The sequence below is a fragment of the Blautia fusiformis genome (assembly GCF_020686995.1).
GTDB lineage: Bacteria > Bacillota > Clostridia > Lachnospirales > Lachnospiraceae > Blautia_A > Blautia_A fusiformis.
The window spans coordinates 56,276-80,830 of record NZ_JAJEPT010000003.1; the positions used below are offsets into that span (position 1 = coordinate 56,276).

The following is a 24,555-nucleotide window of genomic DNA, read 5'->3' on the forward strand; positions in this document are numbered from 1 at the left end:
ATTTCGGAGCCAAGGCAAAAGAGAAATATAAGGGGATTTTATGCATAGAATGGCAGTGAGATTTTTTGAGGGAGGAAAGAGCAATGAAAAGGTGCAAAGGTGTGCTTCTGGCAGGAATGCTGGTGCTGAGTATGAGTGTTCCGGTGTATGCGGACAAGTCGGTTGTGGTGAAGGTGGAAGCTCCGGCAGATACCACAGATTATTATATGACTGTGGATTCCGGTGGAGTTGGTGTGGATATCTATCCGTCCACCGACGGAAAAGGTGAAAAGCTCAATGATAAGACGGTAAGGGATGGGACTGTCCTGCATATCGAAGGGGAGACAGAGAAGAATGGTGAGACCTGGGGATATACAAAGTATAATGGCAGATACGGTTATGTGCCGCTGGAGGAGCTGCGGCCTTCAAAGGATGCGGAGCTGGCGAAGGCCGGAATCGCAGGGGGCACGGAGAAAGAGACTTCTGCAGTGAATCAGGGAGACGCATCCGATACGCAGGATTCCGCAGCCGGCGAAGGACAGGGAACGTCTGCAGGGACGGCCAGCACAGGCAGTTCTCAGGCTCAGAATGACGAAGGACAGGGAGCGTCTGCAGGGACGGCCAGCACAGGCAGCTCTCAGGCTCAGAATGGCGAAGGACAGGGAACGTCTGCAGGGACGGCCAGCACAGATGAATCTCAGACTCAGAGAGGCGAGGTTCAGGGGCCACCTGCAGGGACGGCCAGCACAGGTAGTTCTCAGGCTCAGAGCGGCGAGGTCCAGGGACCGCCTGCAGCGGATGGAACAACAGAAGGTGGGGAATCTGCGGATGAAGCTGTCACCAAGCCGGTCAATGGCACAGCTGCGACATCCTTTAAAGAAGAAAATTCCTGGTATAAAAGTCCGTTTATCTGGATCGGGATCGCAACAGTACTTGCAGTAATCGGAATTCTGGGTTATCATTTGAAGAAACGTTAACAGATAAACCAGATCAATATAAGAAAAGTGGAGAATTTTGTGAAGAGATTACAGCTTGTCAGGAAGAAATTACTGCCGCTTCTTCTGTGTGTGGCAGTTGCGGGCAGCCAGGTTCCGGTCATGGCAGCCGATGTGGAAGGTTTCAGTGATTCTGCGGAAGGCTTCAATGAAGAATGGTCAGAAGATACACAGACGCAGTCGTCGGAAGCAGAGGATACAACGGAGACCGCAGAAGGGAATACCACAGAGAACACCGGTATCCCGGATGAACAGACAGAGGATATAGCCTTGCAGAGTTCCGAGGAGGATACAGAGACTCCCGAAACATCAGAAGGATTGTCTTCTGATTCCCAGGAGGATACCTTTGGCGATGGTGAGGAGAGCTTCGGGGATGCCTCAGACAGTGGTGAGTCCGGCATCGAATATATCAAGGGCCGCCCGCTTACGGAGGAAGAGGAGCAGGAACAGCTGGCACCCTTTGATAATCTGACCTCTTATTCCACCGCCGTGGAGATCGGAAATGATGTGGATGAGGTACCGATGGGAAGAGCTGCGGCCTATCCGTCCTATTATAATGCAGCGGATCAGGGATATGTTACTTCCGTAAAGAATCAGGAGCCCTACGGTATGTGCTGGGCATTTGGAATGGCCTCTCTTCTGGAAACTTCGTTTCTGACCCAGGGCTTTGGAACTTATGATCTGTCGGAAGAGCATCTGGCGTATTTTTTTGCAAACAGAAAGAATGACCCGCTTGGAAATACCTACGGGGATGTCAATAAGCATATGGGGACAGATGATAAAGGAAACGCAGATTATCATGAGGGCGGAAATGATCTTCTGGCTTCCATGTTTCTGAGTACCTGGTCCGGAATGACAACAGAAGGGGATGTGCCGCTGGCAACAGATTCCACGCATACACAGAAAACCGGTGTGACTCCGGCGGCATCCAAGGCGTACAATGCAGCTGCTTATCTGAAAAATGCCTATTTTTCCGATTATTCCGTAAATGCCATGAAGAAGCTTCTGGTTGCAAATAATTCGGTCACTGTGATGTATAATGCACAGAATGCCTATTACAATGCAAGTACAGCGGCCTATTCCTATCCTACTAGCACCAAGAACGTGAATCATGTAGTTACAGTGGTGGGGTGGGATGACAATTATTCTGCGAAGAATTTCCGGGCATCTTCCAAGGTAAAGGGAGACGGAGCCTGGATCGTCAAGAACAGCTGGGGTACAGGCTGGGGAAAATCCGGATATTTTTATATGTCTTATGAGGATAAGTCTGTCAGTGAGCTGGTTGCGGCTACGGCTGTCAATACACCGAAATATAGCAACAATTATTTTTATGACGGAACGTCAGGGCTTGGCTCCATCCGCATGTATGCGGGAGAACAGCTGTCCACGGTTTTTCGTGCCAGTGCAGGAAACGGAAAAGCGGAATCGCTTGGTGAGGTGACTCTTAGCTCCATGTCTGCCAATAATTCCTATACTGTGCAGGTATACACAAATCTGAAGGATGCCAGTGATCCTACCAGTGGAACACCGGCATATTCAACACCGGTTTCCTGCAGTCAGCCGATGGCTGGGGTTATGACCTTTCAGATCCCGGAGGTCCTGCTCAGCCAGAACGGTCTGTATTCTATTGTGGTGACAAATGCAGGAAGCACATATATAAAATACTGTGTGGAGGCAGAGGTCAGTTATGGCTGGTGTAGCTTTTCTCCGTCTATCGTATCCGGTCAGAGCTTTCTGCGATATAACGCGGAGGATACCTGGATGGATGCGGTTGAATTTAATCCATCGGTAACTCCGAGGATCAAGGCGCATACCAGGACTCTGAGCAGTGCGGCCAGGATGCAGCTTTCTTCCTCTGAGATAAGTCTATATTCCGGAGATCAGAAAACACTGAATGCTTCAGCTACCAGATCCGAGATGGATGCTTCCGGCATTGTCTGGGAAAGCTCAGATACCAGTGTGGCTGCTGTAAATGGAAGCGGCATTGTTACTGCAAAAAATCCGGGAACAGCAACCATAACCTGCTACGGAAAAAATGCCAGGGGAATCCGAGCTACCTGTAAGGTTACGGTGAAGCTTCGTCAGACCACAGGTGTAAAACTGGTTTCCAAGGCATTTAACAGGATACGGATCTCCTGGAAAGCAGTTCCCGGCTGCAATCGTTATGCTATCTATCGCTGGGATGAAAGCGGAAATTCAAAAAAAATGGCAACCGTGACAGCAGATGTAGTAACCTGGCAGGATACTGCAGTGAAAACAGGAAGCACTTATACGTATCGGATCCGGGCTTCTTATGTACGTTCCGGAAAGAAGACTGTTTATGGAGCCGCATCTTCGTCGTTATCAGCAAAAGCGGAGCTGGGGAAGGCCCGTGCAGTGGCTGAAGCTGTCAGCGGACCATGTAACAGGGTATCCTGGAAGAAAGTTTCCGGAGCAAGTGGCTATCATATCTACCGGAAACTCCAGGGGAAAAGCTGGGTTCGGATTGGAACCGTGAACAACAAAGTATTGTCTTGGCAGGACACGAAGATTGAGGGAATCACCTCCTACGCTTATGCTGTGAGGCCCTATAAGAATGTAGACGGGAAAAAAGTTTTAGGAGGATATCAGGCAAGCAGCTATATCCTGTCCTATCCGGAACTTCAGAAGATATCCAGTGTTAGGAAGACCTCCAGGGGGCTGAAGATCTGCTGGAAAGCGCAGAAGAAAGCAGATTGCTATCAGATCTACCGTAAGACTGGAAAGGGTTCATGGAAAAAGATCAGTACAGTTTCCGGAGGCAGCCGTTCCTCCTTTGAGGATAAGACCGCAAAGAAGGGAACAACGTATTACTATGCGGTGCGTGCAGGGATAAAAACCTCCGGTGGAAAAGTACTCTGCGGAGGATACGCCGCAAAAGCAGCAAAGAGATAAAAGTGTTAAAATATAAAACGCCCGGATCTGGCTTGAAACATTCCAGATCCGGGCGTTTTATGTTTTGGTTGAATATGTGTATTATATATGATTATATCAGGCAGTTCAAAAGAAAGATCAGTCGTTGTTGATCACAACGCCTTTCTGAAGCATGATGTTGGCATAAAGTGCTTTCTCACTTGTGGAGATGATGCAGTATGCAGTTTTTGCTTCGTCATAGAATGCGAAACGCTCGATGTTTCCGACGGCTTTTTCGCCACGCTCGTCATGCTTGGAAACGATTTCTTTATATGTATCCCAGATCGGTGTCTCCACATTATCGCCAGGCATTACTTCCATCAGGTTTACCGGATGCTCTACATAGGTATCCAGCGGGAAGAGCTTCAGGATGGCATCCAGGATCTCCGGAACGCCATGTCCGTCACAACGGATGGTGATGGCATTTTTTCCCATGGATTCTACAGGGAAGTTTCCGTCAGCGATAACAAGACGGTCACTGTGTCCCATCTCACATAAAACCTTCAGTAATTCTGGTGATAAGATTTCTGGAATTCCTTTTAACATAGTTTATATCCTCCTAAGATCATTGTGTACTTACAGTATTTTCGGAAATTACAGCATCAGGCTCAGGTGATCAGAACAGGATACATGGATTTCCGAAACTGTTATGACGCCGGTAGTATCAGACAGACCTGCCCGGCCACAGGCTTTAGAACTCTTATTAATTAATCTAACGGTATTTGGTCTCCTTTTCAAGGGAATATTTTCCTGTAAATGATGAAAATTTTATGGTTGACAGAAAAGGTATGGAGCGCTATGATGAACTCAAACGGAAACGTTTCGGTTTCTGAACCAAATGAGAAAATAATACAAAACAAACACAATGATTATGATTCCAAGGAGGAGAAGATTATGCCACTGGTTACATCGAAGGAAATGCTGTTAAAGGCACAGAAGGGCGGATATGCAGTAGGAGCATTCAACGCAGAGAATATGGAGATGGTGAAGGCGATCATCCAGGCAGCTGAGGAGCTGAAAGCACCGGTTATGATCCAGACAACACCTTCTACTGTTAAATATGGTACGGTTGAGACTTACGCTGCGATCGTAGCAGCAGAGGCAGCCAAGGCTTCCGTTCCGGTATGCCTTCATCTTGACCACGGCAGCAGCTTTGAGCTTGCGATGCAGGCAATGCATGCAGGCTATACCTCTGTGATGATCGATGGTTCCAAGCTGGATTTCGAGGATAATATCAGAGAGACCAGGAGAGTTGCGGATGTGGCAGCAGCCCTGGATATCCCATGTGAGGCTGAGCTCGGTAAGGTCGGTGGTAAAGAGGATGATCTTGAGGCTGAGGCAGACACTAATACCGACCCGCAGGAGGCGAAGGAATTCGTGGAGCGTACAGGTGTTACTTCCCTGGCAGTTGCCATCGGAACCGCACATGGTTTCTATGTGGGAACACCGGTTCTTGACAAGGAACGCTTAAGCGAGATCCGTGAAGTCGTAGATATCCCACTTGTTCTTCACGGGGCATCCGGACTCAGTGATGAGGATGTCAGCGACTGTGTAAAACGTGGTATCTGCAAGGTTAACTTTGCAACAGAGCTTCGTGCTGCATATTCCAGGGCAGTGAAGGAGACCTTTGCAGAGAATGAGAACACCATCGATCCGAAGGCCTACGGAAAGAAAGCAATCCAGGCAGTGAAGGAGCTGGTTGAGGCGCGTATGAAGGTTTGCGGCTGTGATGGAAAGGCAGAATGATCTTCTGTAAAAAAACAGAAACGGAGTGATCAGTATGGCAGCAACCATGAAAGATATTGCCAGGCGGACCGGACTTGGGCTCGCAACGATTTCTTCTTATTTTAACGGCGGAAACGTAAGAGAAAAAAACAGAGTAAAGATCGAGGAGGCCATTCAGGAGCTGCATTATGAGGTCAATGAGGTGGCCAGAGGGCTTAAGACCAATGCTACCAAGACCATCGGCGTGGTGATCCCGGAGCTTAACAATACCTTTTGCGCGGAGATCATCACAGGAATGGAGGATGTCTTAAGGAGTCACGGATATGCGACTATTGTCTGTGACTGCCGTACTGATAAGAAGCTGGAGCGGGATGCAGTGGAGTTTTTGAGCCGGAAGCGTGTGGACGGGATCATCAGCATGCCGGTGGATGCGGAAGGTAATCATCTGAAAAAATTTCAGAAAACCGGAAAGCCCATCGTACTCATTGACCGCAGGATCAGGGAGCTTTTCTGTGACAGTGTTCTTGTAGACAACGAGAAGGCGGCTGAGGACGCAATGAGAGTTTTTTTTCAGGCAGGACACCGTAAGATCGGGATCATTGGCGGACCGGAGGAAATTTCCACAGCTCAGGAACGTCTCCAGGGGTACCGCAATGCATATGAAAAAGAAAATATACCGGTACGGGAATCTCTGATCTATCACGGCGATTATACCATTCAGGGCGGTGTGCAGGGAATTGAGAAGCTTGTTGCGGACAATCCGGATATGACGGCTGTGTTTGTTACCAACTATGAGATGACCATGGGGGCGGTGATCGGGATGAATGAGCTGGGTCTTAAGATCCCGGAACAGCTGTCTATGATTGGTTTTGACAATCTGCAGTTTGCCAGAGCATGCAATCCCAAGCTTACCATTGTGGCACAGCCTACACAGGGGATTGCCGGAGAAGTGGCGGGAATCATGCTGAAACGGCTGGAAGGGGCTGCAAGTGAAGAAACAGAACCGATCACGGAGAAGCTTGGCGCAGAGATCATCATGGGAAAATCCGTCCGTGTGCTGGACGAGAAGGAGAAGCTATAATGAAACCATATTTATTAGGTATTGATATCGGCACCAGTGCCTGTAAGGTTGCGGTTTTTGAAAAATCGGGAACGGTTGTGGCTGCGGCCAACGGCGATTATCCGGTTTACTATCCGAAGGAGGGCTGGGCAGAACAGAATCCGGAAGAATGGTGGAGTGCTGTCTGTCAGGCGGTAAAGAAGGCCATCCAAAAAGCGGGGATAGCACCTGAGGAGATCGCAGGCATCGGTATTGACGGCCAGAGCTGGTCAGCCATTGCCATGGATAAGGACGGAAATGTACTGACAAACACTCCGATCTGGATGGATACCAGAGCACAGTCTATCTGTGACAGATTGAATGAAGAGATCGGGGCAGAGCAGATTTTTGAAGTATCCGGTAATTCCCTTCAGCCGTCCTACACAACTGCAAAGATCCTCTGGTATAAAGAAAATCTCCCGGAGGTGTACCAAAGGATCCACAAGATCCTGCAGTCTAACAGCTACATTGCATATAAGCTGACGGGTGTGATGAGCCAGGATGTTTCCCAGGGCTATGGCCTGCATTGCTTTGACATGAGAAAGGCAACCTGGGATGAGGATATGTGCAGAAAGCTTGGGATTCCCATGGAATTTCTTCCTGAGATCTGTGCCTGTGATCATGTTGTGGGAACAGTTACAGAGAAGGCGGCGAAGGAATCCGGCCTTGCTGTGGGAACACCGGTTGTTGCCGGTGGTCTGGATGCAGCATGCGGAACACTGGGGGCTGGAGTGATCCATCCGGGTGAGACACAGGAGCAGGGAGGACAGGCCGGCGGAATGAGCATCTGCATGGATGCGTACAAGGCAGATCCCAGACTGATCCTTGGCTATCACGTGGTTCCGGGACAGTGGCTCCTTCAGGGAGGAACCACCGGAGGTGGTGGTGTCATGCGCTGGTTTGAACGTGAGTTTGCAGATTATGAGCGCTCTGTAGCAAGGGAAAAAGGCTCTTCTCTGAACCAGCTCAATGAGATCGCGGAAAGGGTCGCACCAGGCAGTGACGGAGTGGTATTTCTTCCATATATGTCCGGTGAGCGTTCCCCGATCTGGAATCCCAATGCGAAGGGCGTATTCTACGGACTGGATTTTGCCAAGACCAAGGGACATATGGTACGTGCCTGTATGGAAGGCGTAGCACTTTCTCTGAAACACAACCTTGAGGTGGCAAAGGAAGCAGGAGCAGATGTGGAAGTTCTCCGTGCAATGGGAGGCTCTGCAAATTCTCTTCTCTGGACACAGATCAAATCCGATATCACAGGAAAACCCATCGTAGTGCCGTCCTCTGATACGGCAACAACACTTGGTGCAGCGATTCTGGCAGGTGTTGGTGTTGGAATGTATCAGGATTATGATGAGGCCATCCGTCTTACGGTAAAGGAAACAAGAAGACATGAACCGAACCCGGAAACCCGGGACGTTTATGAGAAAACCTATAAAACCTATTTAAATCTCTATAAATCTCTTGAACCTATGATGAGAAATGAGGAGGAAAAGTGATCATGAAAGCAGCAGTAGTAGTAGCAAATGAGGATGTTCAGTATCAGGAAGTGGAAGAACCTCAGGTAACACCGGGCCATGTGAAGATCAAGGTAAGATATTCCGGGATCTGCGGATCTGATATCCCGCGTGTATTAAATCACGGCGTACATTTTTATCCCATCGTGCTTGGACATGAATTTTCCGGCGATGTGGTGGAAGTGGGAGAAGGCGTTACCAAGGTGAAGGTCGGCGACCGTGTATCCGGTGCACCACTTCTTCCCTGTATGAAATGTGACGACTGTCAGAAGGGTAATTTCTCTCTCTGCAAGCATTACAGCTTCATCGGTTCCAGAGAGCAGGGAGCAAACTCAGATTATGTAGTGGTTCCTGAGCAGAATGCAGTACCATTCGCAGACAATGTTCCATATGAGCAGGGAGCCATGTTTGAGCCTGCAACCGTAGCTATCCACGGTGTATTCCAGAACGATTACCACGGCGGTGAGTATGTGGCGATCCTTGGCGGCGGTACAGTTGGTATGTTCACCATGCAGTGGACAAAGATCTTCGGCTCCAAGAAGGTAGTGGTCTTTGATATCAGCGATGAGAGACTTGCTCTTGCAAAGCGTCTCGGCGCAGATGAGATCATCAACACAAAGGAAGAGGGATATATGGAAAAAGCCATGGCCATTACAGGTGGAAAGGGCTACGGCTTCGTATTTGAGACAGCCGGACAGGTTCCCACCATGCATATGGCATTTGAGCTTGCGGCAAACAAGGCACATGTATGCTTCATTGGTACTCCTCATGAAAACCTTACCTTTACACCGAAGGAGTGGGAGAACATGAACCGTAAGGAGTTCAAGCTTACCGGTTCCTGGATGTCCTACAGTGCCCCGTATCCGGGACGTGAGTGGGAGCTGACGGCGCATTATTTTGCAACCGGCCAGCTGAAGTTTGACCCGGGCTTCATCTATAAGAAAATCCCGATGAGCCAGGCACAGGAGGCATTCCAGCTGTTCAAGACGCCGGGCCTTGTAAAAGGAAAGATCCTTCTTTCCAATGAGGAAGACTGATATGATCCTGACAGTAACCTTAAACGCTGCCATTGACAAGCGTTATGTAGTGGATGATTTTAAAGTGGGCGAAGTGAACCGTGTGCGTGAATGTACCTACGTTCCCGGCGGAAAGGGACTGAATGTTTCCAAGCCGGCGTCCATTTATGGTGCTGAAGTGGTTGCCACCGGCTTTGTAGGCGGCCACGCAGGCAATTATATAGAAGCTGCCCTGAAGCCTTTTGGCATTAAGAGTGCTTTTTACCATGTGGATGCGGAGAGCCGCTCCTGTATCAACATCTGGGATGAGGTGAATCATGTACAGACCGAATTCCTGGAGCCGGGATTTACACTGACAGAGGCAGATTTTGAGGGCTTTGAGAAAAAATTCCGCCAGCTTGTAAAAGACGCTTCTGTTGTGGCGATGTCCGGCAGCGTGCCGAAGGGACTTGACGGAAGTGCCTACCAGCGCCTCGTGAAGATTGTGAAAGACGCCGGAAAACCGGTGATCCTGGATACCAGCGGCAAGCTTCTGGAAGAGGGGATCAAGGCAGCACCGACACTGATTAAGCCTAATATTGATGAGATCCGTATGCTGACAGGCAAGCATTGTGACGATATCAACGATATCATTGAAGCAGCGAAAGCCATCCATGCCGGTGGTGTGGAGATCGTGGCGGTCTCGCTTGGTGCAGATGGTTCCCTGGCAGTCGGAGAGGAAGGGATTTTCCGTGCGGTGGTTCCGAAGATCGATGCGGTAAATACCGTAGGCTGCGGAGATTCCATGATCGCAGGCTTTGCCCTTGGATTAAGTGAGGGACTTTCCCTGGAAGAGACTCTGCAAAGAGCCAGTGCGATCTCAGCGGCGGCAGCCATGCGTGAGGAAACGGGATTCTTTGTGATGGAGGATATGGAGGCTCTTCTTCCGAAGATCGAAATCAGGCGTTTATAAGATAAGCTTATAATAAAAAAATTTTTATAAAAAAGGAGATGTAAAGATGGCAGAAGTTATCAATCCGGCAATTGTGCCGAAAGTGACACTTCCTTCCGGCGAGCAGGTTCCGTGTGTCGGAATGGGAACATTCGGTTCCGACCGTGTATCCGCAGAGGATGTATCTGCAGCTGTTGCAGGCGCGATCCGCAGTGGCTACCGTATGTTTGACTGTGCCGCATGTTACGGAAACGAGCATGAGATTGGCCAGGTATTTAAGGACGCTTTTGACGAAGGTGTTGTAGAGCGTAAGGATCTTTTTATCATGACAAAGGTATGGAACGACATGCACAGAAGAGTAGAGGAAGCCTGTGATAAGAGCATTAAGGATCTTCAGTGCGATTATGTGGATATGTATTTCATCCACTGGCCATTCCCGAATTATCATGCACCGGGATGTGATGTGGATTCCAGAAATCCGGATTCCAAACCCTTCAGTGTGGAGGAGTTTATGGATACATACCGCCAGTGTGAGGCGTTGGTAGAAAAAGGAAAGATCCGTTACATTGGTATTTCCAATATGACCATTCCGAAGCTTGAGGCAGTTCTTCCGCTTATGAAGATCAAACCTGCAACCTGTGAGCTTGAGCTTCATGTATGCTTCCAGCAGCAGGAGCTTTATGATTATCTGGTAGAGCATAACATCCAGCCGGTAGGCTATATGCCAATCGGTTCTCCACGCAGACCGGAGAGAGATATCTGCCCGGAGGATGTTGCAGATCTGGAAGTACCGGAAATGCAGGCAATCGCAAAAGCACATGGTGTTCATCCGGCTCTGATCGCTCTGAAATGGGCACATCAGAGAGGAGAAATCTCCATTCCGTTCTCTGTGCACAACTATGCAAGCAACCTGAAATGTGTCACAGAGGATCCCCTTACAGAGAAAGAAATGGCAACCATCGCAACTCTGGAAAAAGGCAATCGTCTTGTAAAAGGACAGGTATTTCTGTGGCATGGTGCCAGGGACTGGCATGACCTCTGGGACGAGGATGGCGTTATCGTAAAATAATAAAAATATGTAGGAAAATCCCGTGTCCCATATATTGGATGCGGGATTTCTTTGTATTTAATTTGGACTAAGAAACTCCGTTGTAAATTTTAACCAAACATGTTAACATATAAAAAGAATTAACAGTTATTGTTCACAGAAAGGACAGTAATCTTACCAATGAAAATGACAGAGACGGGGGGAAGGATCTGTCAGGGGGATGTGCAATAAAAACAACAGAAACTGATCAGAGGGGGACAACAGAAATTATGTATCGTATTTTACTGGTAGATGATGAGATACTTGTTCGAGATGCGATCCGGGAGAATATTGACTGGAAAGCAATGGACTGTGAGCTGGTAGGAGACTGTGATAACGGGAAAGCAGCAGCGGAATTTGTACAGAACCATCCGGTGGATATCGTGCTTACAGATATCCTTATGCCATATATGGATGGTATGGAACTGAGCCGTTTTCTCCATGATAATTATCCGGACATCGTGATCGTGATCTTCAGCGGATTCGGAGAATTCGAGTATGCCAAGAAGGCGATCCAGTATGGTGTCAGTGAATATATGCTGAAGCCGGTGACAGCCATGGAACTCAGAAATGTTATCGGAAAAATGAAGGAGAAGGTGGACCAGCAAAGAAAAGAAAAAGAGAAGCTGGAACGTCTGACACAGACTTCCGAGAATTATCAGAAAAACGCCATTGTGATCCGTTCCAGAGCGCTGCAGGGCTTTGTGGATAATATCAAGACACGGCAGGAAAGTCTGGAAGAGCTTGCAGCACTGGGAATCGATCTTGAGGCAGCATGCTATCGTGTGGCTGTCTTTGATCTGGATCTGTATTCGGACGGCAGTCAGCTTACTGCGGAGAAACGCCAGGAGAGTGCACTGATGTCTTTTGTCCTTTTTAATATCAGTGATGAGATCATCAGCAAAGAAAAAGCAGGAGTGGCATATCAGGCCGGAAATAACAAGGTCGGTGCTCTTTTCATGGGAAACCGTACCAGAGAGTTTGAACACAAGATCATGGAGATCTGCAGGACGATCCAGGATAAGCTGAAGGAACTGATGTCGCTGGATATTTCTATTGGTGTGGGAAGCTGGGCCAGAACTCAGCAGGAGCTTCGTGCATCCCATGAACTTGCAGAGAAAGCTATTGAATATCGTTATCTTCTTGGCGGAAGCCTTCTTATTGATATGGAAGAACAGCCGGAGGAAAAAAATCTTTCCATTAAAGTTTATGTAGAGAAGCTGCCAGCTGCTCTGAAAGCGGGTAAAAAGGAAAACGCAGAGCATATTCTGGAACAGATCTCTTCTGAGATCAAGGAAGCGCGGGTGGATAAGAGTCGTGCCTGCGTGTATCTTCAGCAGATCATCCGTGCAGCAGATGAGACCTGTGAGGATATGGTTCCGGACAACAGGCTTTTTTCCAAAAGAGAAGCACTTCTGCAGCAGGTTACGGAGCAGAATTCTTTTGACAGTGCTGTTGAACTGGTCAGGAATCATATCGGAGAGATTTTCCAGACACTTTCCGATGCAAACAGCTCCAGCGGACAGCGTCAGGCCAGACTTGCCCTGGATTATATCCAGAAGAATTATGTGGATCCGGATTTAAGCCTGAACAGTATCTGTTCCTATCTGAATATCAGTACAAGCTATTTCAGTACGATCTTTAAGGATCTTACGGGAGAGACTTTTACAGAGGTTCTGATCCGTACCCGCATGGAGAAAGCGAAGGAACTTCTGGAGAATACAACTATGAAGAATTATGAAATTGCCGAGAAAGTCGGATTTGCAGATCCCCATTATTTTGGGATCTCCTTCAAAAAAATGACCGGCTGCACACCAACAGAATATGCAAGGGAGAAACGTAAATGAGAGATATCCGGTTTGCGGCAAAGATCATAGGAAAATTTAAGAGTATCCAGAGTGCGATCTTTGCGGTAGTGACGGTGCTGCTTTTAAGTGCGGTGCTGGTCATAACAGGTGTTTCCATGAGATATACCCGCAATTCTATTTTTGAAAATTCTGCTGTCTACACCCAGAATATCGTGCAGCAGATGAATCAGAATATTGATTCCTATATTGATTACATGGAAAATATAGCCTATATGATCTCCAGTAACGAGGATGTACAGCAATATCTTTTTGGTGAAAATGTGGACAATGGAACAAGAGAGCGTCTGATCAATCAGTTCAAGACTATTCTGGATGGACGAAGTGATATCCGAAATCTTGGGATCATTGGAAGTAATGGACGGAAGCTGATCAACGACGGCAAACAGTCTGTGAATCCGGATCTGAAGCTTTCCACCCAGGAGTGGTATCTGGAAGCTTTACAGAAGCCGGAAGGCCCGCTTCTTACATCTTCTCATGTACAGCACATCATCAGCGGAGAGCGTCCGTGGGTGATCACTTTAAGCAGGGGAATCCGTAATTTTTCCAACAGCGGTGAGAAAGAGGGAGTCTTTTTTATTGATCTGAATTACAGTGCCATCAGTGAACTTTGTGATCAGAATACGATCGGGAAAAAGGGATACGCATTCATTCTGGATGAAAGCGGAAATATTGTATACCATCCCCAACAGCAGCAGCTTTATAATGAATTGCAGACTGAGAATATCGACCTGATCGTGAAATCAAAAGAAGATACGGTGCGTACCGAAAAGGGAAACAGAGGAAAGCTGTATTCCATTTCCAGATCAAATAAAACCGGATGGACCGTTGTGGGCTGTATGAGCGTCAGCGAACTCCTGCGCAAAAGCAATCAGGCACAGAGTATTTATGTGCTTATTTCCGCACTTCTGATGATCGTGGCACTGCTTTTTTCCAGATTTCTGGCAAAGAGTCTTACATATCCTCTTCAGCGTCTCAGAGATTCCATGTCCAGAGTACAGGAAGGGCATTTTGACGGAGCAGATGTGGAAATCGATTCAGAGAATGAGATCGGAAGCCTGACGAAATCTTTCAATGTGATGACACATAGGATACAGGATCTTATGGAGCAGAATGTGAAGGAACAGGAAGCAAAGAGAAAAAGTGAGCTTAAGGCCCTTCAGTCCCAGATCAATCCTCATTTTCTCTACAATACCCTGGATTCGATCATCTGGATGGCAGAGGGCAGAAAGTACGAAGAGGTTGTTCTGATGACAGCATCCCTGGCACGTCTTCTTCGTCAGAGCATCAGTAATGAAGATGAAGTGGTTCCTCTTGCAAGGGAAGTGGAGTATGCCAAGGGTTATCTTACAATCCAGAAGATGCGTTACAAGGACAAGCTGGAATTCGAGATTGATGTAGAACCTTCTATATTAAATATCCCTCTGATCAAGCTGGTTCTCCAGCCGATCATTGAAAATGCCATCTATCATGGACTGAAATATAAAGAGAGTAAGGGACTTTTGCAGGTAAAAGGCTTTATGAAGGACGGAAATGCAGTTCTTCAGGTGATCGACAATGGTGTAGGTATGGATGAGGAAACATTGTCACATATTTATGATAAGCATAAGGTGAATTATCATTCCAATGGTGTGGGTGTTTACAATGTACAGAAACGTCTGAAGCTTTATTATGGAGAAAATTACGGGATCACCTATGAAAGTGAAAAAGGTGTCGGAACCACTGCCACGATCACCATTCCGGGAATACAGGAGGAATCAATATGAAAAAACATAGAAAACTCCTGACTTTTGGAGTGGTCATCTGCCTTGTGGCGGGGCTTGTAGCCGGAATATTCTATTATAAACAGGTAGAAGAAGAGAGAAAACTATCGCTGATCTATATTCCGAAGGTTGTGGACGGTACCAACGATTTCTGGACATCACTGATCCAGGGGGCGGAGATGGCTGCAAAGGAATATAATGCAGATATCCGCGTATGGGCACCTGAGGAAGAGAATGATGTGGATGGTCAGAACAAGCTGATCGAAAGGGCAACAGAAGAAAAACCGGACGCGATCCTGATCTCGCCGTCCAGCTTCACTGAATCCGACCAGCTTTTGAAGAAGGCAAAGGAACAGGGAATACATATCGCATTTATTGATTCTTACACACAGGAAGAGGTCCAGGATCTTACCGTTGCGACCGATAATCTGGAAGCGGGGCAGATCCTTGGCAGGTTTGCGAAGGATCTTGTGGGAGCGGATGATCAGATCGCGATCGTTTCACATGTAAAGGGTGTATCTACGGCAGTTGAAAGAGAAAAAGGTTTCCGGACAGGACTTGGCAGTCTGAAGGATAATATCGTGGATGTGGTATACTGTGATTCTCAGTATGATAAGTCCTATGAGCTTACAAAAGAGCTGATGAAAAAATATCCGGATCTCAAGATGATCGCGGGGATGAATGAATATTCCTCTGTAGGTGCTGCAAGAGCAGTAAAGGCAGCAAAAGCAGAGAACCGGATCAGGGTGGTGGGAGTAGACAGCTCACAGGAGGCCGTCCAGCTGATGGAACACGGAATCTTCCAGGGAATCGTTGTACAGAAGGCATTTAAAATGGGGTATGTGGGTGTTCGGGAAACAGTTAAGATGCTGCGTGGAGAAAACTATAAAAAGAATATTAATTCCGGGTGCCAGCTGGTAACTCCTGACAATATGTATACCAGTGAGATCGAAAAACTGCTTTTCCCGTTTAATACGTTAAAAACATATGGTGATCTTACACCGTAAATAGTCATAAATGCACAAAGAAAAGGGTTAAATATTTACCAGACAGTAAATATTTAACCTTTTTTTGAAAGATATTCTATTACAATTATTGATTTTTGACGGTATTATAATAACCAAGAAAACACAAGATACGTGCAAAACGTGAGGAGGGTAAAAATTGGAAAACTTAAAACAAAATCCAATCGTTAAGAAGCTCGGATTGAACAGAATACTTCTTGTCTGTGTTCTGATTCTTATGTTCCTGGTTTTTAAAGTAGTTCTTGGAAACAAGTTTCCGACTGTTGATAGTATCAAGTCTACTTTGAACTATGTGTATTTCCTGGGCTTTTTGTCACTTGGCGTTACATTCGTAATCGCTACAGGAGGAATTGATTTCTCCATCGGACCTGTAATGTTCTGCTGTGCACTGGTATCCGGTTACTGCATGACATCTTACAAGGTTCCATGTGCAGTTGCCATGATCCTTTGCATTCTGATCGGTCTCTGCTTTGGTATTTTCAATGGCTGGATGGTTTCTTACATGTCAGTGCCACCATTCATTATTTCCATGGCATCCATGAACATTGCAAAAGGTATTGCTTCTGTATTCACAAAAACACAGTCCGTAAGCTGGCCGGCAGCTGGCGATGCAAACGGCTGGTTCCGTAATATCGTTTCCGTAAACGGCTTCCCTGTAGGAATTATTATTTTCCTGGTAATGGCAGTTATCTGCGGTATCGTTCTTTACAACACAAAACCAGGACGTTACATCCTCTGCCTTGGATCTAACAAAGAGGCTGTCCGTCTTTCCGGTGTCAACACAAAGAAATGGGAAATGCTTGCTTATATGATCTGCGGATTTCTGGTAGGTATTGCAGCACTCTTCTTTGTAGCTACATACACAACTGTTCAGCCTGGTTATGGCGATCAGTACAACAATGAGGCTATTGCAGGCTGCGTTATGGGTGGTACATCCATGGTTGGTGGACTTGCTTCCATCGGCGGTACTGTAATCGGCGTATTTATCATCTCTCTTCTTCAGCAGGGCATCATGGCATTTGGCCTTGGTAAAGGACAGCAGATGATCATCACAGGTATCATCGTTATCGTTGCAGTTTATATCGACGTTTCTGCAAGACGCAGAAAGAACTGATCTTAGAGGGAGGATGCGACAATGGGTGAAGTTATTTTAACTATGAAGGACATTGATAAGTCCTTTCCTGGAGTTCATGCTCTGGATCACGTTAATTTCGAAGTAAAACGCGGCGAAGTACATGCACTTATGGGAGAAAACGGTGCCGGTAAATCAACACTGATGAAGGTTCTTACCGGTATTTATCAGAAGGATTCAGGTTCCATCGTTTACAAAGGACAGGAAACAGAATTCCACAATACACGTGAGGCACAGGATGCCGGCGTTGTAATCGTACATCAGGAGCTGAACATGGTAGGTGATCTTACCGTTGCTCAGAACATCTTCATCGGACGTGAGCCGAAAAAAGGTTTCCGCATTGATGACAAAAAGATGATCGAGGATTCAAAGAAGCTTTTCCAGGATCTGAACATTGAGATCAATCCGAAGGAAAAGATGAAAAACCTGACAGTCGGAAAACAGCAGATGTGTGAGATCGCAAAAGCAATCTCTCATAAAGCTGAGGTTATCATCTTCGATGAGCCTTCCGCAGCACTTACCGAGAAAGAGATCGCGGATCTGTTTGAGATCATCCGTGACCTTCGTAAGAAAAATCTTGGTATCGTGTATATCTCACACCGTATGGATGAGATCAAAACCATCACAGACCGTGTAACAGTCATGCGAGATGGTGGTTACGTAGGAACCCTCATCACAAAAGACAGTACAAAAGAAGATATCATCAACATGATGGTTGGTCGTGTTATTTATGAGGATCCGAAGCAGGAGAGTGCGGTTCCGGCAGATGCACCGGTAGTTCTTAAGGTTGAGCATCTGAACGCAGGTAAGATGGTCCAGGATGTAAGCTTTGAGCTGAGAAAAGGCGAGATCCTTGGCTTCTCAGGACTGATGGGTGCAGGACGTACCGAAACAGCCAGAGCACTGTTCGGAGCAGATCCGAAGCAGAGTGGTAAAATCTCCGTTATGGGTAAAGACGGTCAGCTTCATGAGGTGACTATCAACAGCCCGCAGGATGCTGTTAAATGTGATATCGGTTATCTGTCAGAGGACAGAAGAAGATACGGTGTTGTTGTACAGAAATCTGTAACAGAGAATACAACACTTGCTACAATGGAAAACTTTACAAACGGTCTCTTCATTAATAAAGCAAAAGAAAAAGAAGTTACTGAGAAATATGTAAAAGAGCTTGCAACAAAGACACCTACAACAGATCAGCTGGTAGTAAACCTTTCCGGTGGTAACCAGCAGAAGGTTGTTATTGCTAAATGGCTGACACGAGACAGTGATATCCTTATTTTCGATGAGCCGACAAGAGGTATCGATGTTGGTGCCAAGAACGAAATCTACAAATTAATGAACAGACTGGCAGCAGAAGGAAAATCCATTATCATGATTTCTTCTGAGATGACGGAAGTTCTCCGAATGAGTGACCGTATCATCATCATGTGTGAGGGTAAAGTTACCGGATGTATTGATATCTCCGAGGCAACCCAGGAAAACATCATGGACAAGGCCACACGGAATATCGATTAAGGAGGAAAGTCATGACTAAGAAGAAAAAAAGTATTTTAAGTGATCAGAGATTTATTGTTTTGCTCGTTATCATTGTCCTGTGTGCAATATTCTCAGGCTTGAGTAAAGAATTCAGACAGTACACCACGATCCTGAGTATGCTGGATTTCTCATATTACGATCTTCTTATGGCGATCGGAGTTACATTCCCGCTTATCACTGGTGGTGTTGACCTGTCAATCGGAACTGGTATGGTAGCATACGCACTGATCGGCGGAACACTGATCAGAAACAACAATTGCCCGGTAGCTCTGGCAATGCTGATCTGTATTGTTCTTGGTATCGCAGTCGGTGCACTGAACGGTGTACTGATCGGTGTTATGAACCTGCCGCCATTTTTGGCAACACTTTGTACCTGTATGATTACCCGTGGTGCCGGATCTCTCTGCAGTGCGACACCTTGGCCGGGACTTACACAGGACGGTGGATGGTTCCACACAATCTTTAAAGTAACCGTTGGTACAGGAAGAAGTGCTTCACGTTATCCGCTCGGTTTCCTGTGGATGATCATTCTGGTTCTTCTTATGGAGTACATCCTGAACCACACCAAATTCGGTCGTTACACAATTGCAATCGGTTCCAACAAAGAGGCAGCAGCCCTTTCTGGAATCAATACAAAGTTCTATCACGTAATGGTATACGTTGTCTGCGGTCTGTTTACAGGTCTTGCAGCAATCGCATACGCAGCAGTAACACCTACTGTACAGCCTGGTACTGGTGCCGGACTTGAGATGGATGCTATCGGTGGTGTATTCGTTGGTGGTGTAGCAGCTACCGGTGGATATGGTTCCGTAATCGGTACATTCGTTGGTATCTTCGTCATCATGCTTCTGAAAACAGGTCTTCCATACATCGGTCTGCAGGCAAACTGGCAGCAGATCATCACAGGTATCGTTCTGATCGTAGCCGTTCTGATCGATATCCTGAAAGAGAAAAAAGCAGCACATTGATATTAAGAAGTGTGTATAATAAGTAAGGGTGCTGTTTACAGAGAAATGTGAACAGCACCCGATAATCAAAGATGTGAAACGCCAAGGGGTAGCAACGGCGTATGAACATAAAAAAACTATATAATATATTTTAAGGAGGAAATATTATATGAAAGCAAAAAAGGTTATGGCATTAATGCTCTGTGCAGCAATGGTAACAAGCATGAGCGCAACAGCAGCTTTTGCAGCTGAGGAGAAAGAAGATGCAGCAACAGAGGAATCCGCAGATTCCACAGCAGCTGAGGATCCTACCGCACAGTTCGACGGACTGAAAGCAAACGAAGCTTATGAGTTCCCGATGATGGTTAAATCTTTCCAGTCCACATACTGGGATGCAGCTCAGGAAGGTATGAAAAAAGCATCTGAGGAGCTGGGCGTTACTTATAAACCACAGGGACCGAACAGTGAGTCCGATATCCCTGACCAGGTTAACATGATCAACACAGCTATCGCTTCCAATCCTGTTGGATTAGGACTTGCAGCTTGTGATACATCTTCTGTTACAGATGCACTTAAGACATGTGCAGAAAAAGGAATCCCGGTTGTAACATTCGATACAGGTATCGCTGATGCTCCGGAAGGATCTGTAGTATGCGAGGTTTGTACAGACAACGCACAGGCTGGTGCAGTAGCAGCTGAGAATATGTACAACAGCATTAAAGACGTTGTTAAAGATGCTGACGGACAGGTTATCATCGGTGAGGTTAACCAGGATGCAACAGCTCAGAACATCCAGCAGCGTGGTACAGGATTCATCAACAAGATGATCGAGCTTCTTCAGGCTGATGGCAAGACTGTAGCAGTAAGCGGTAACGAGTTCTATGTAAACGCAGCAGAGGGTGCTGACGCAGATGCTAAAGACGCAGACGTTGTTATCCAGGTAGCTGTACCTGCACAGACAACTGTAGAGCTCTGCTCCACAGAGGCACAGGCAATCCTTTCCCAGGAGAACTGTATCGCAGTATTCGGTTCTAACCAGGTTTCCGCAGAGGGTGTTCTTGCAGCAAATGCTAACCTTAACGTTCTTGGTTCTGACCCGGCAAACGGTGATGTAGTTGGTGTTGGTTTCGATGCTGGTTCTATCATCAAAGCAGCTGTTAAAGATGGCACATTCATCGGTGCTGTTACACAGTCTCCTCTTATGATGGGATACTATGCAATCTACGCTCTGACAGCAGCAGCAAACGGCCAGGAGCTTCAGGATGTTCCTACAGACGGTTACTGGTATGATGCAACAAATATGGAAGACGAGGATATCGCTCCTAACCTTTATGACTAATCATATAATCGATCAGATCGTGAAGTTATAATGAACGCGGATTGCGTTCACGGACGTATGAAATAAGAGATCCGCTGGCTGATTCAGTCAGCGGATTTTTTAAACAAATAATGTAGTAGTTCATAAATAATCGCTGTATTATTGGCAAATAAAGACACTTTTTTTGACAAAAGAGGTTCTTATCACCGGAAGGATCCTGATGTATGATAAATACAACATCAGATATGAAAGTGATCAGAAGCTTACATATTGAGGAGGATTTAAAAATGGCAACATATTATTTAGCAGTAGATATCGGAGCATCCAGCGGACGTCACATTCTGGGACATATGGAAAACGGAAAAATGATCCTGGAAGAAATCTATCGTTTTGAGAACGGTATGGTTAAGAAGGATGGAGAGCTCTGCTGGGAGTTTGACCGTCTTTTCACCGAGATCGTAAACGGTCTTAAAAAATGTAAAGAGATCGGCAAGATCCCGGTAAGCATGGGTGTTGATACCTGGGGTGTTGACTTCGTACTTCTTGACAAGGATGACAAGGTTCTTGGCAACACGGTAGGCTACCGTGATCATCGTACAGAGGGAATGGACGAGGAAGTTTATAAGACAATTTCCCTGAAGGATCTGTATGCAAGAACCGGTATCCAGAAAGCGATCTACAATACAGTATATCAGCTGATGGCAGTGAAGAAGAAACATCCTGAGTATCTGGAGCAGGCTGAGACACTTCTTCATGTACCGGACTACTTCCATTTTCTTCTTACAGGCGAAAAAACTTGCGAGTACACAGAGGCAACCACAGGACAGCTTGTATGCCCGACAACCAAGGACTGGGATTATGAGCTGATCGATATGCTGGGATATCCAAGAAAGATATTCCAGAAGCTGATCATGCCTAGCACAAGCATCGGACATTTAACAGACGCAGTGAAGGAAGCAGTTGGCTTTGATCTTGAGGTTGTAGCACCGGCTACACATGATACAGGGTCTGCAGTTCTGGCTGTGCCTGCAAATGATGATGATTTCATTTATATCAGTTCCGGAACATGGTCTCTGATGGGAATCGAGAGAAAAGAAGCAGACTGCTCTGAGAAGAGCTGTGAGATGAACTTCACAAACGAGGGTGGATATGCAGGACGTTTCCGTTATCTGAAGAACATCATGGGTCTCTGGATGATCCAGTCTGTACGTCATGAGTTTGATGATGCGTACAGCTTTGCACAGATCTGCGAGATGGCTGAGGAGGCAAAAGACTTCCCGTCAAGAGTAAACGCAAACGATGAGTGCTTCCTTTCTCCTGAGAACATGACAAAAGAGGTTCAGGACTACTGCCGCAGAACAGGACAGCAGGTTCCGGAAACTCTTGGCGAGATTGCAACCGTTATCTATACAAGCCTTGCAGATTGCTACGCTAAGATCGCAAAAGAAATCGAGGAGATGACAGGAAGAACCTACAGCCGTATCCATATCGTAGGCGGTGGTTCCAATGCAGGATACTTAAATGAGCTGACTGCAAAAGCTACAAAGAAAGAAATCCATGCAGGCCCTGGTGAGGCTACTGCAATCGGTAATATCACAGCACAGATGCTGAAGGCCGAGGAGTTTAAAACGATCGAGGAGGCTCGTACAACCATCCATGAGTCCTTCGGTATTAAAGTATACAAAGCATAAATAATTGGAGGTCTTATTATGTTAGTTAACACAAAGGCAAAAGTTGGTGTATTTTCAATTGCTTTAGGCGCATATCTTCCGCAGTTTCCGTCACTGGTGCCGGAATTTGAGGCACAGTACGACGCATTCAAGAAAACGATCCCGGATACAGTAGAGATCGTTGACGGCGGAATGGTGACAACAAAAGAGCAGGCAATGGTGGCAGGAGATAAGTTCCGTGCAGCAGATGTTGACCTTGTATTTCTTCAGATGCTGACATACGCAACATCCTACAACATGCTTCCGGCGATCCGTGATCTGGATGTTCCGGTTGTTCTTGTAAACGTTCAGAAGATCAAAGCGCTGGATTATGAGCACACTGACATTGCCTCCTGGCTGGGTGAAGGCTATGCATGCGGTGCTGTAGGCGAGGCAGTTGCTGACCTTGAGAGAGCAGGCAAGAGACATGCGGTTATCACAGGCGTTGTAGAAGGCGGAGATCCTGCAGTTCAGGCTGAGATCGAAGGCTGGTGCAAGGCTGCTCAGGTAAGAAGAAGATTCCGTGAGACTAACATTGCGCAGATCGGAAGACCATATCCGGGTATGATGGATCTGTATATTGATGAGACAAACCTCTATAACAGAATGTTCCTCTACACAAAACAGTTCGACTGGGAGAAGATGTGGGCGATCGCTGATGATATTACAGATGAGGAGGCAATCCGTGCAAAAGCACAGGATATCCTTGATACATTCGATATTGAGGGCGGCGGCACCATTGAGAAAGTATGGGATATGGCCAAATACGTTGTTGCTTTTGAGAAATGGGTAAAAGACGAGCATCTTGGAATGATCGCTTCCCATTACGACGGATTTGCACAGGGTAAAGCAGGTGTCCTTGACAGTATGCTGATCCCGGCATTCTCCATGCTGATCAAACAGGGTACTGCATGTGCGGTAGAGGGTGACATGAAGGTTGCCATGGCAATGAGTATCTTAAAGACAATTTCCGGTACAGGTCAGCTTTCTGAGATGTACTCCATCGACTTCAATGATGACATCTGCATCATCGGACATTCCGGAAGCGGTGACGCGGACATCTCTGACAAGAAGCCAACCATGAAGATCGTAAAAGTATTCCATGGCAAAACAGGCGGCGGATATCTGACACAGTTCTATCCGTACACAGGTCCGGTGACCTACCTTGCGATCACTCAGGATAAAGACGGAAACTTCAAATTCGTTGTAGCTGAGGGCGTAAACGAGGAGGGACCGATCCTTTCCTTCGGTGATACAAACATGAGAACACGCTTCACATGCGGAGCAAGAGAGTTCGTTAACCGCTGGAGCGAGGCTGGCCCGACACATCATATGGCAGCTGCTACAGGAAGACACATCGATACGATCCTGAAGGTTGCAAAAATCTTTAACGTACCGGTAGATATCGTGACAAGATAAATTCTTTCTTATGTATTCAACCTAAAACATATTCAAAAAAGGAGACTGCGCGGAGCGGTCTCCTTTTTCAGTGGGAAAAATAAGATAAAAAAGATCTGCCGGAAATGCAGCAGGCAGATTCGGCAGATCAAAGCTTTGGATTTTTATTTATTTTTTATGCATAAGTGTGTGCTCCTTGAGAAGCTCATCGTGCAGCTGGACGGAAGACCAGTGCTGAGTTACCGGTGTGAGCATGGCCTTCAGTGCAACAGGCGGGAGCTGGTTTTCACGGAAAAAAGCAAGAAAACCATCCATCTGTGCACTGGAAAAATCCTTCAGCACGATCATCTCATCGTTGAAATTGCTTCCCAGATTAAACTGGGATGAGGGATGAAATCCCGGAATCTCAAAAAGATATCCCAGCGGATGAAGAAATTCCGGAGCAGTGACGATCCGTGTCTTAACCTTCTGACGGTTCAGATAGCGGCGGATCTGGCGAAACCGTTCCGGGTCGCTAAAATTATATAAAAGAGCTTCTGGCTGTGTATTCATATAGTGTCATACCTCATTTCTGAATAAAGA

General features: G+C 46.6%; 19 protein-coding genes. 17 read left to right on the forward strand and 2 right to left on the reverse strand.

What is annotated here, in order from left to right:
* Nucleotides 1-83: 83 nt before the first annotated feature.
* Both LKD46_RS03830 and LKD46_RS03835 read left to right on the forward strand, forming a co-directional pair.
* Nucleotides 84-956: a hypothetical protein gene (locus LKD46_RS03830; protein ID WP_118368696.1), complete on the forward strand. Its 873-nt coding sequence runs from the start codon at nt 84-86 to the stop codon at nt 954-956.
* Nucleotides 957-995: 39 nt separating this feature from the next.
* The gene (locus tag LKD46_RS03835; RefSeq protein ID WP_118368697.1) at nt 996-3,887 is read left to right on the forward strand and encodes a C1 family peptidase; all 2,892 of its coding nucleotides are present in this window, start codon (nt 996-998) and stop codon (nt 3,885-3,887) included.
* A gap of 117 nt (nt 3,888-4,004) precedes the next feature.
* Here the strand turns inward: LKD46_RS03835 and LKD46_RS03840 are convergent, their stop codons facing one another.
* On the reverse strand, nt 4,005-4,451 hold the full coding sequence (locus tag LKD46_RS03840) for an RbsD/FucU family protein (protein WP_015527311.1): 447 nt from the start codon (nt 4,449-4,451) through the stop codon (nt 4,005-4,007).
* 348 nt (nt 4,452-4,799) lie between these two features.
* Between LKD46_RS03840 and LKD46_RS03845 the strand changes: the two genes are divergently transcribed.
* The 15 genes from LKD46_RS03845 to LKD46_RS03915 all read left to right on the forward strand — a co-directional run bounded on the left by LKD46_RS03845 (nt 4,800) and on the right by LKD46_RS03915 (nt 23,994).
* Nucleotides 4,800-5,651 carry a class II fructose-bisphosphate aldolase gene (locus LKD46_RS03845; protein ID WP_015527310.1) on the forward strand — a complete coding sequence of 284 codons (852 nt, stop codon included), beginning with the start codon at nt 4,800-4,802 and terminating at the stop codon, nt 5,649-5,651.
* A 34-nt stretch (nt 5,652-5,685) separates the two neighbouring features.
* Nucleotides 5,686-6,711 carry a LacI family DNA-binding transcriptional regulator gene (locus LKD46_RS03850; protein WP_118368698.1) on the forward strand — a complete coding sequence of 342 codons (1,026 nt, stop codon included), beginning with the start codon at nt 5,686-5,688 and terminating at the stop codon, nt 6,709-6,711.
* Nucleotides 6,711-8,228, forward strand: a complete 1,518-nt coding sequence (xylB, locus tag LKD46_RS03855; RefSeq protein WP_118368699.1) for a xylulokinase — start codon at nt 6,711-6,713, stop codon at nt 8,226-8,228. The genes LKD46_RS03850 and xylB overlap by 1 nt, the downstream gene beginning before the upstream one ends.
* Nucleotides 8,229-8,230: 2 nt before the next feature.
* The gene (locus LKD46_RS03860) at nt 8,231-9,283 is read left to right on the forward strand and encodes a galactitol-1-phosphate 5-dehydrogenase (protein WP_118368700.1); all 1,053 of its coding nucleotides are present in this window, start codon (nt 8,231-8,233) and stop codon (nt 9,281-9,283) included.
* Nucleotide 9,284: 1 nt separating this feature from the next.
* Nucleotides 9,285-10,214: a 1-phosphofructokinase gene (gene pfkB, locus LKD46_RS03865; RefSeq protein WP_022427200.1), complete on the forward strand. Its 930-nt coding sequence runs from the start codon at nt 9,285-9,287 to the stop codon at nt 10,212-10,214.
* A 46-nt stretch (nt 10,215-10,260) separates the two neighbouring features.
* Nucleotides 10,261-11,262 (forward strand): aldo/keto reductase, encoded by a 1,002-nt coding sequence (locus tag LKD46_RS03870; protein ID WP_015527305.1) that lies wholly within the window; start codon nt 10,261-10,263, stop codon nt 11,260-11,262.
* A 248-nt stretch (nt 11,263-11,510) separates the two neighbouring features.
* Entirely contained in the window at nt 11,511-13,127 is a 1,617-nt protein-coding gene (locus LKD46_RS03875) for a response regulator (RefSeq protein ID WP_059086074.1), read from the forward strand.
* The gene (locus tag LKD46_RS03880; RefSeq protein WP_015527303.1) at nt 13,124-14,911 is read left to right on the forward strand and encodes a cache domain-containing sensor histidine kinase; all 1,788 of its coding nucleotides are present in this window, start codon (nt 13,124-13,126) and stop codon (nt 14,909-14,911) included. Before LKD46_RS03875 ends, LKD46_RS03880 begins: the two co-directional genes overlap by 4 nt.
* A complete protein-coding gene (locus LKD46_RS03885; RefSeq protein WP_059086073.1) occupies nt 14,908-15,915 on the forward strand; it encodes a substrate-binding domain-containing protein in 1,008 nt (335 codons plus the stop codon). Before LKD46_RS03880 ends, LKD46_RS03885 begins: the two co-directional genes overlap by 4 nt.
* A 157-nt stretch (nt 15,916-16,072) precedes the next feature.
* A complete protein-coding gene (locus tag LKD46_RS03890) occupies nt 16,073-17,047 on the forward strand; it encodes an ABC transporter permease (protein WP_059086072.1) in 975 nt (324 codons plus the stop codon).
* A gap of 21 nt (nt 17,048-17,068) precedes the next feature.
* Nucleotides 17,069-18,580 (forward strand): sugar ABC transporter ATP-binding protein, encoded by a 1,512-nt coding sequence (locus tag LKD46_RS03895; RefSeq protein WP_227573825.1) that lies wholly within the window; start codon nt 17,069-17,071, stop codon nt 18,578-18,580.
* Between the two features lie 11 nt (nt 18,581-18,591).
* Nucleotides 18,592-19,569, forward strand: a complete 978-nt coding sequence (locus LKD46_RS03900; protein ID WP_059086070.1) for an ABC transporter permease — start codon at nt 18,592-18,594, stop codon at nt 19,567-19,569.
* Between the two features lie 148 nt (nt 19,570-19,717).
* Nucleotides 19,718-20,887: a substrate-binding domain-containing protein gene (locus LKD46_RS03905; protein ID WP_227573826.1), complete on the forward strand. Its 1,170-nt coding sequence runs from the start codon at nt 19,718-19,720 to the stop codon at nt 20,885-20,887.
* 266 nt (nt 20,888-21,153) lie between these two features.
* Nucleotides 21,154-22,557, forward strand: a complete 1,404-nt coding sequence (rhaB, locus tag LKD46_RS03910; RefSeq protein ID WP_044961882.1) for a rhamnulokinase — start codon at nt 21,154-21,156, stop codon at nt 22,555-22,557.
* Nucleotides 22,558-22,575: 18 nt separating this feature from the next.
* On the forward strand, nt 22,576-23,994 hold the full coding sequence (locus tag LKD46_RS03915) for an arabinose isomerase (RefSeq protein WP_227573827.1): 1,419 nt from the start codon (nt 22,576-22,578) through the stop codon (nt 23,992-23,994).
* Nucleotides 23,995-24,141: 147 nt separating this feature from the next.
* Here LKD46_RS03915 and LKD46_RS03920 read toward each other — a convergent pair whose 3' ends face one another.
* On the reverse strand, nt 24,142-24,525 hold the full coding sequence (locus LKD46_RS03920) for a DUF3783 domain-containing protein (protein ID WP_092068568.1): 384 nt from the start codon (nt 24,523-24,525) through the stop codon (nt 24,142-24,144).
* Nucleotides 24,526-24,555: the final 30 nt, after the last annotated feature.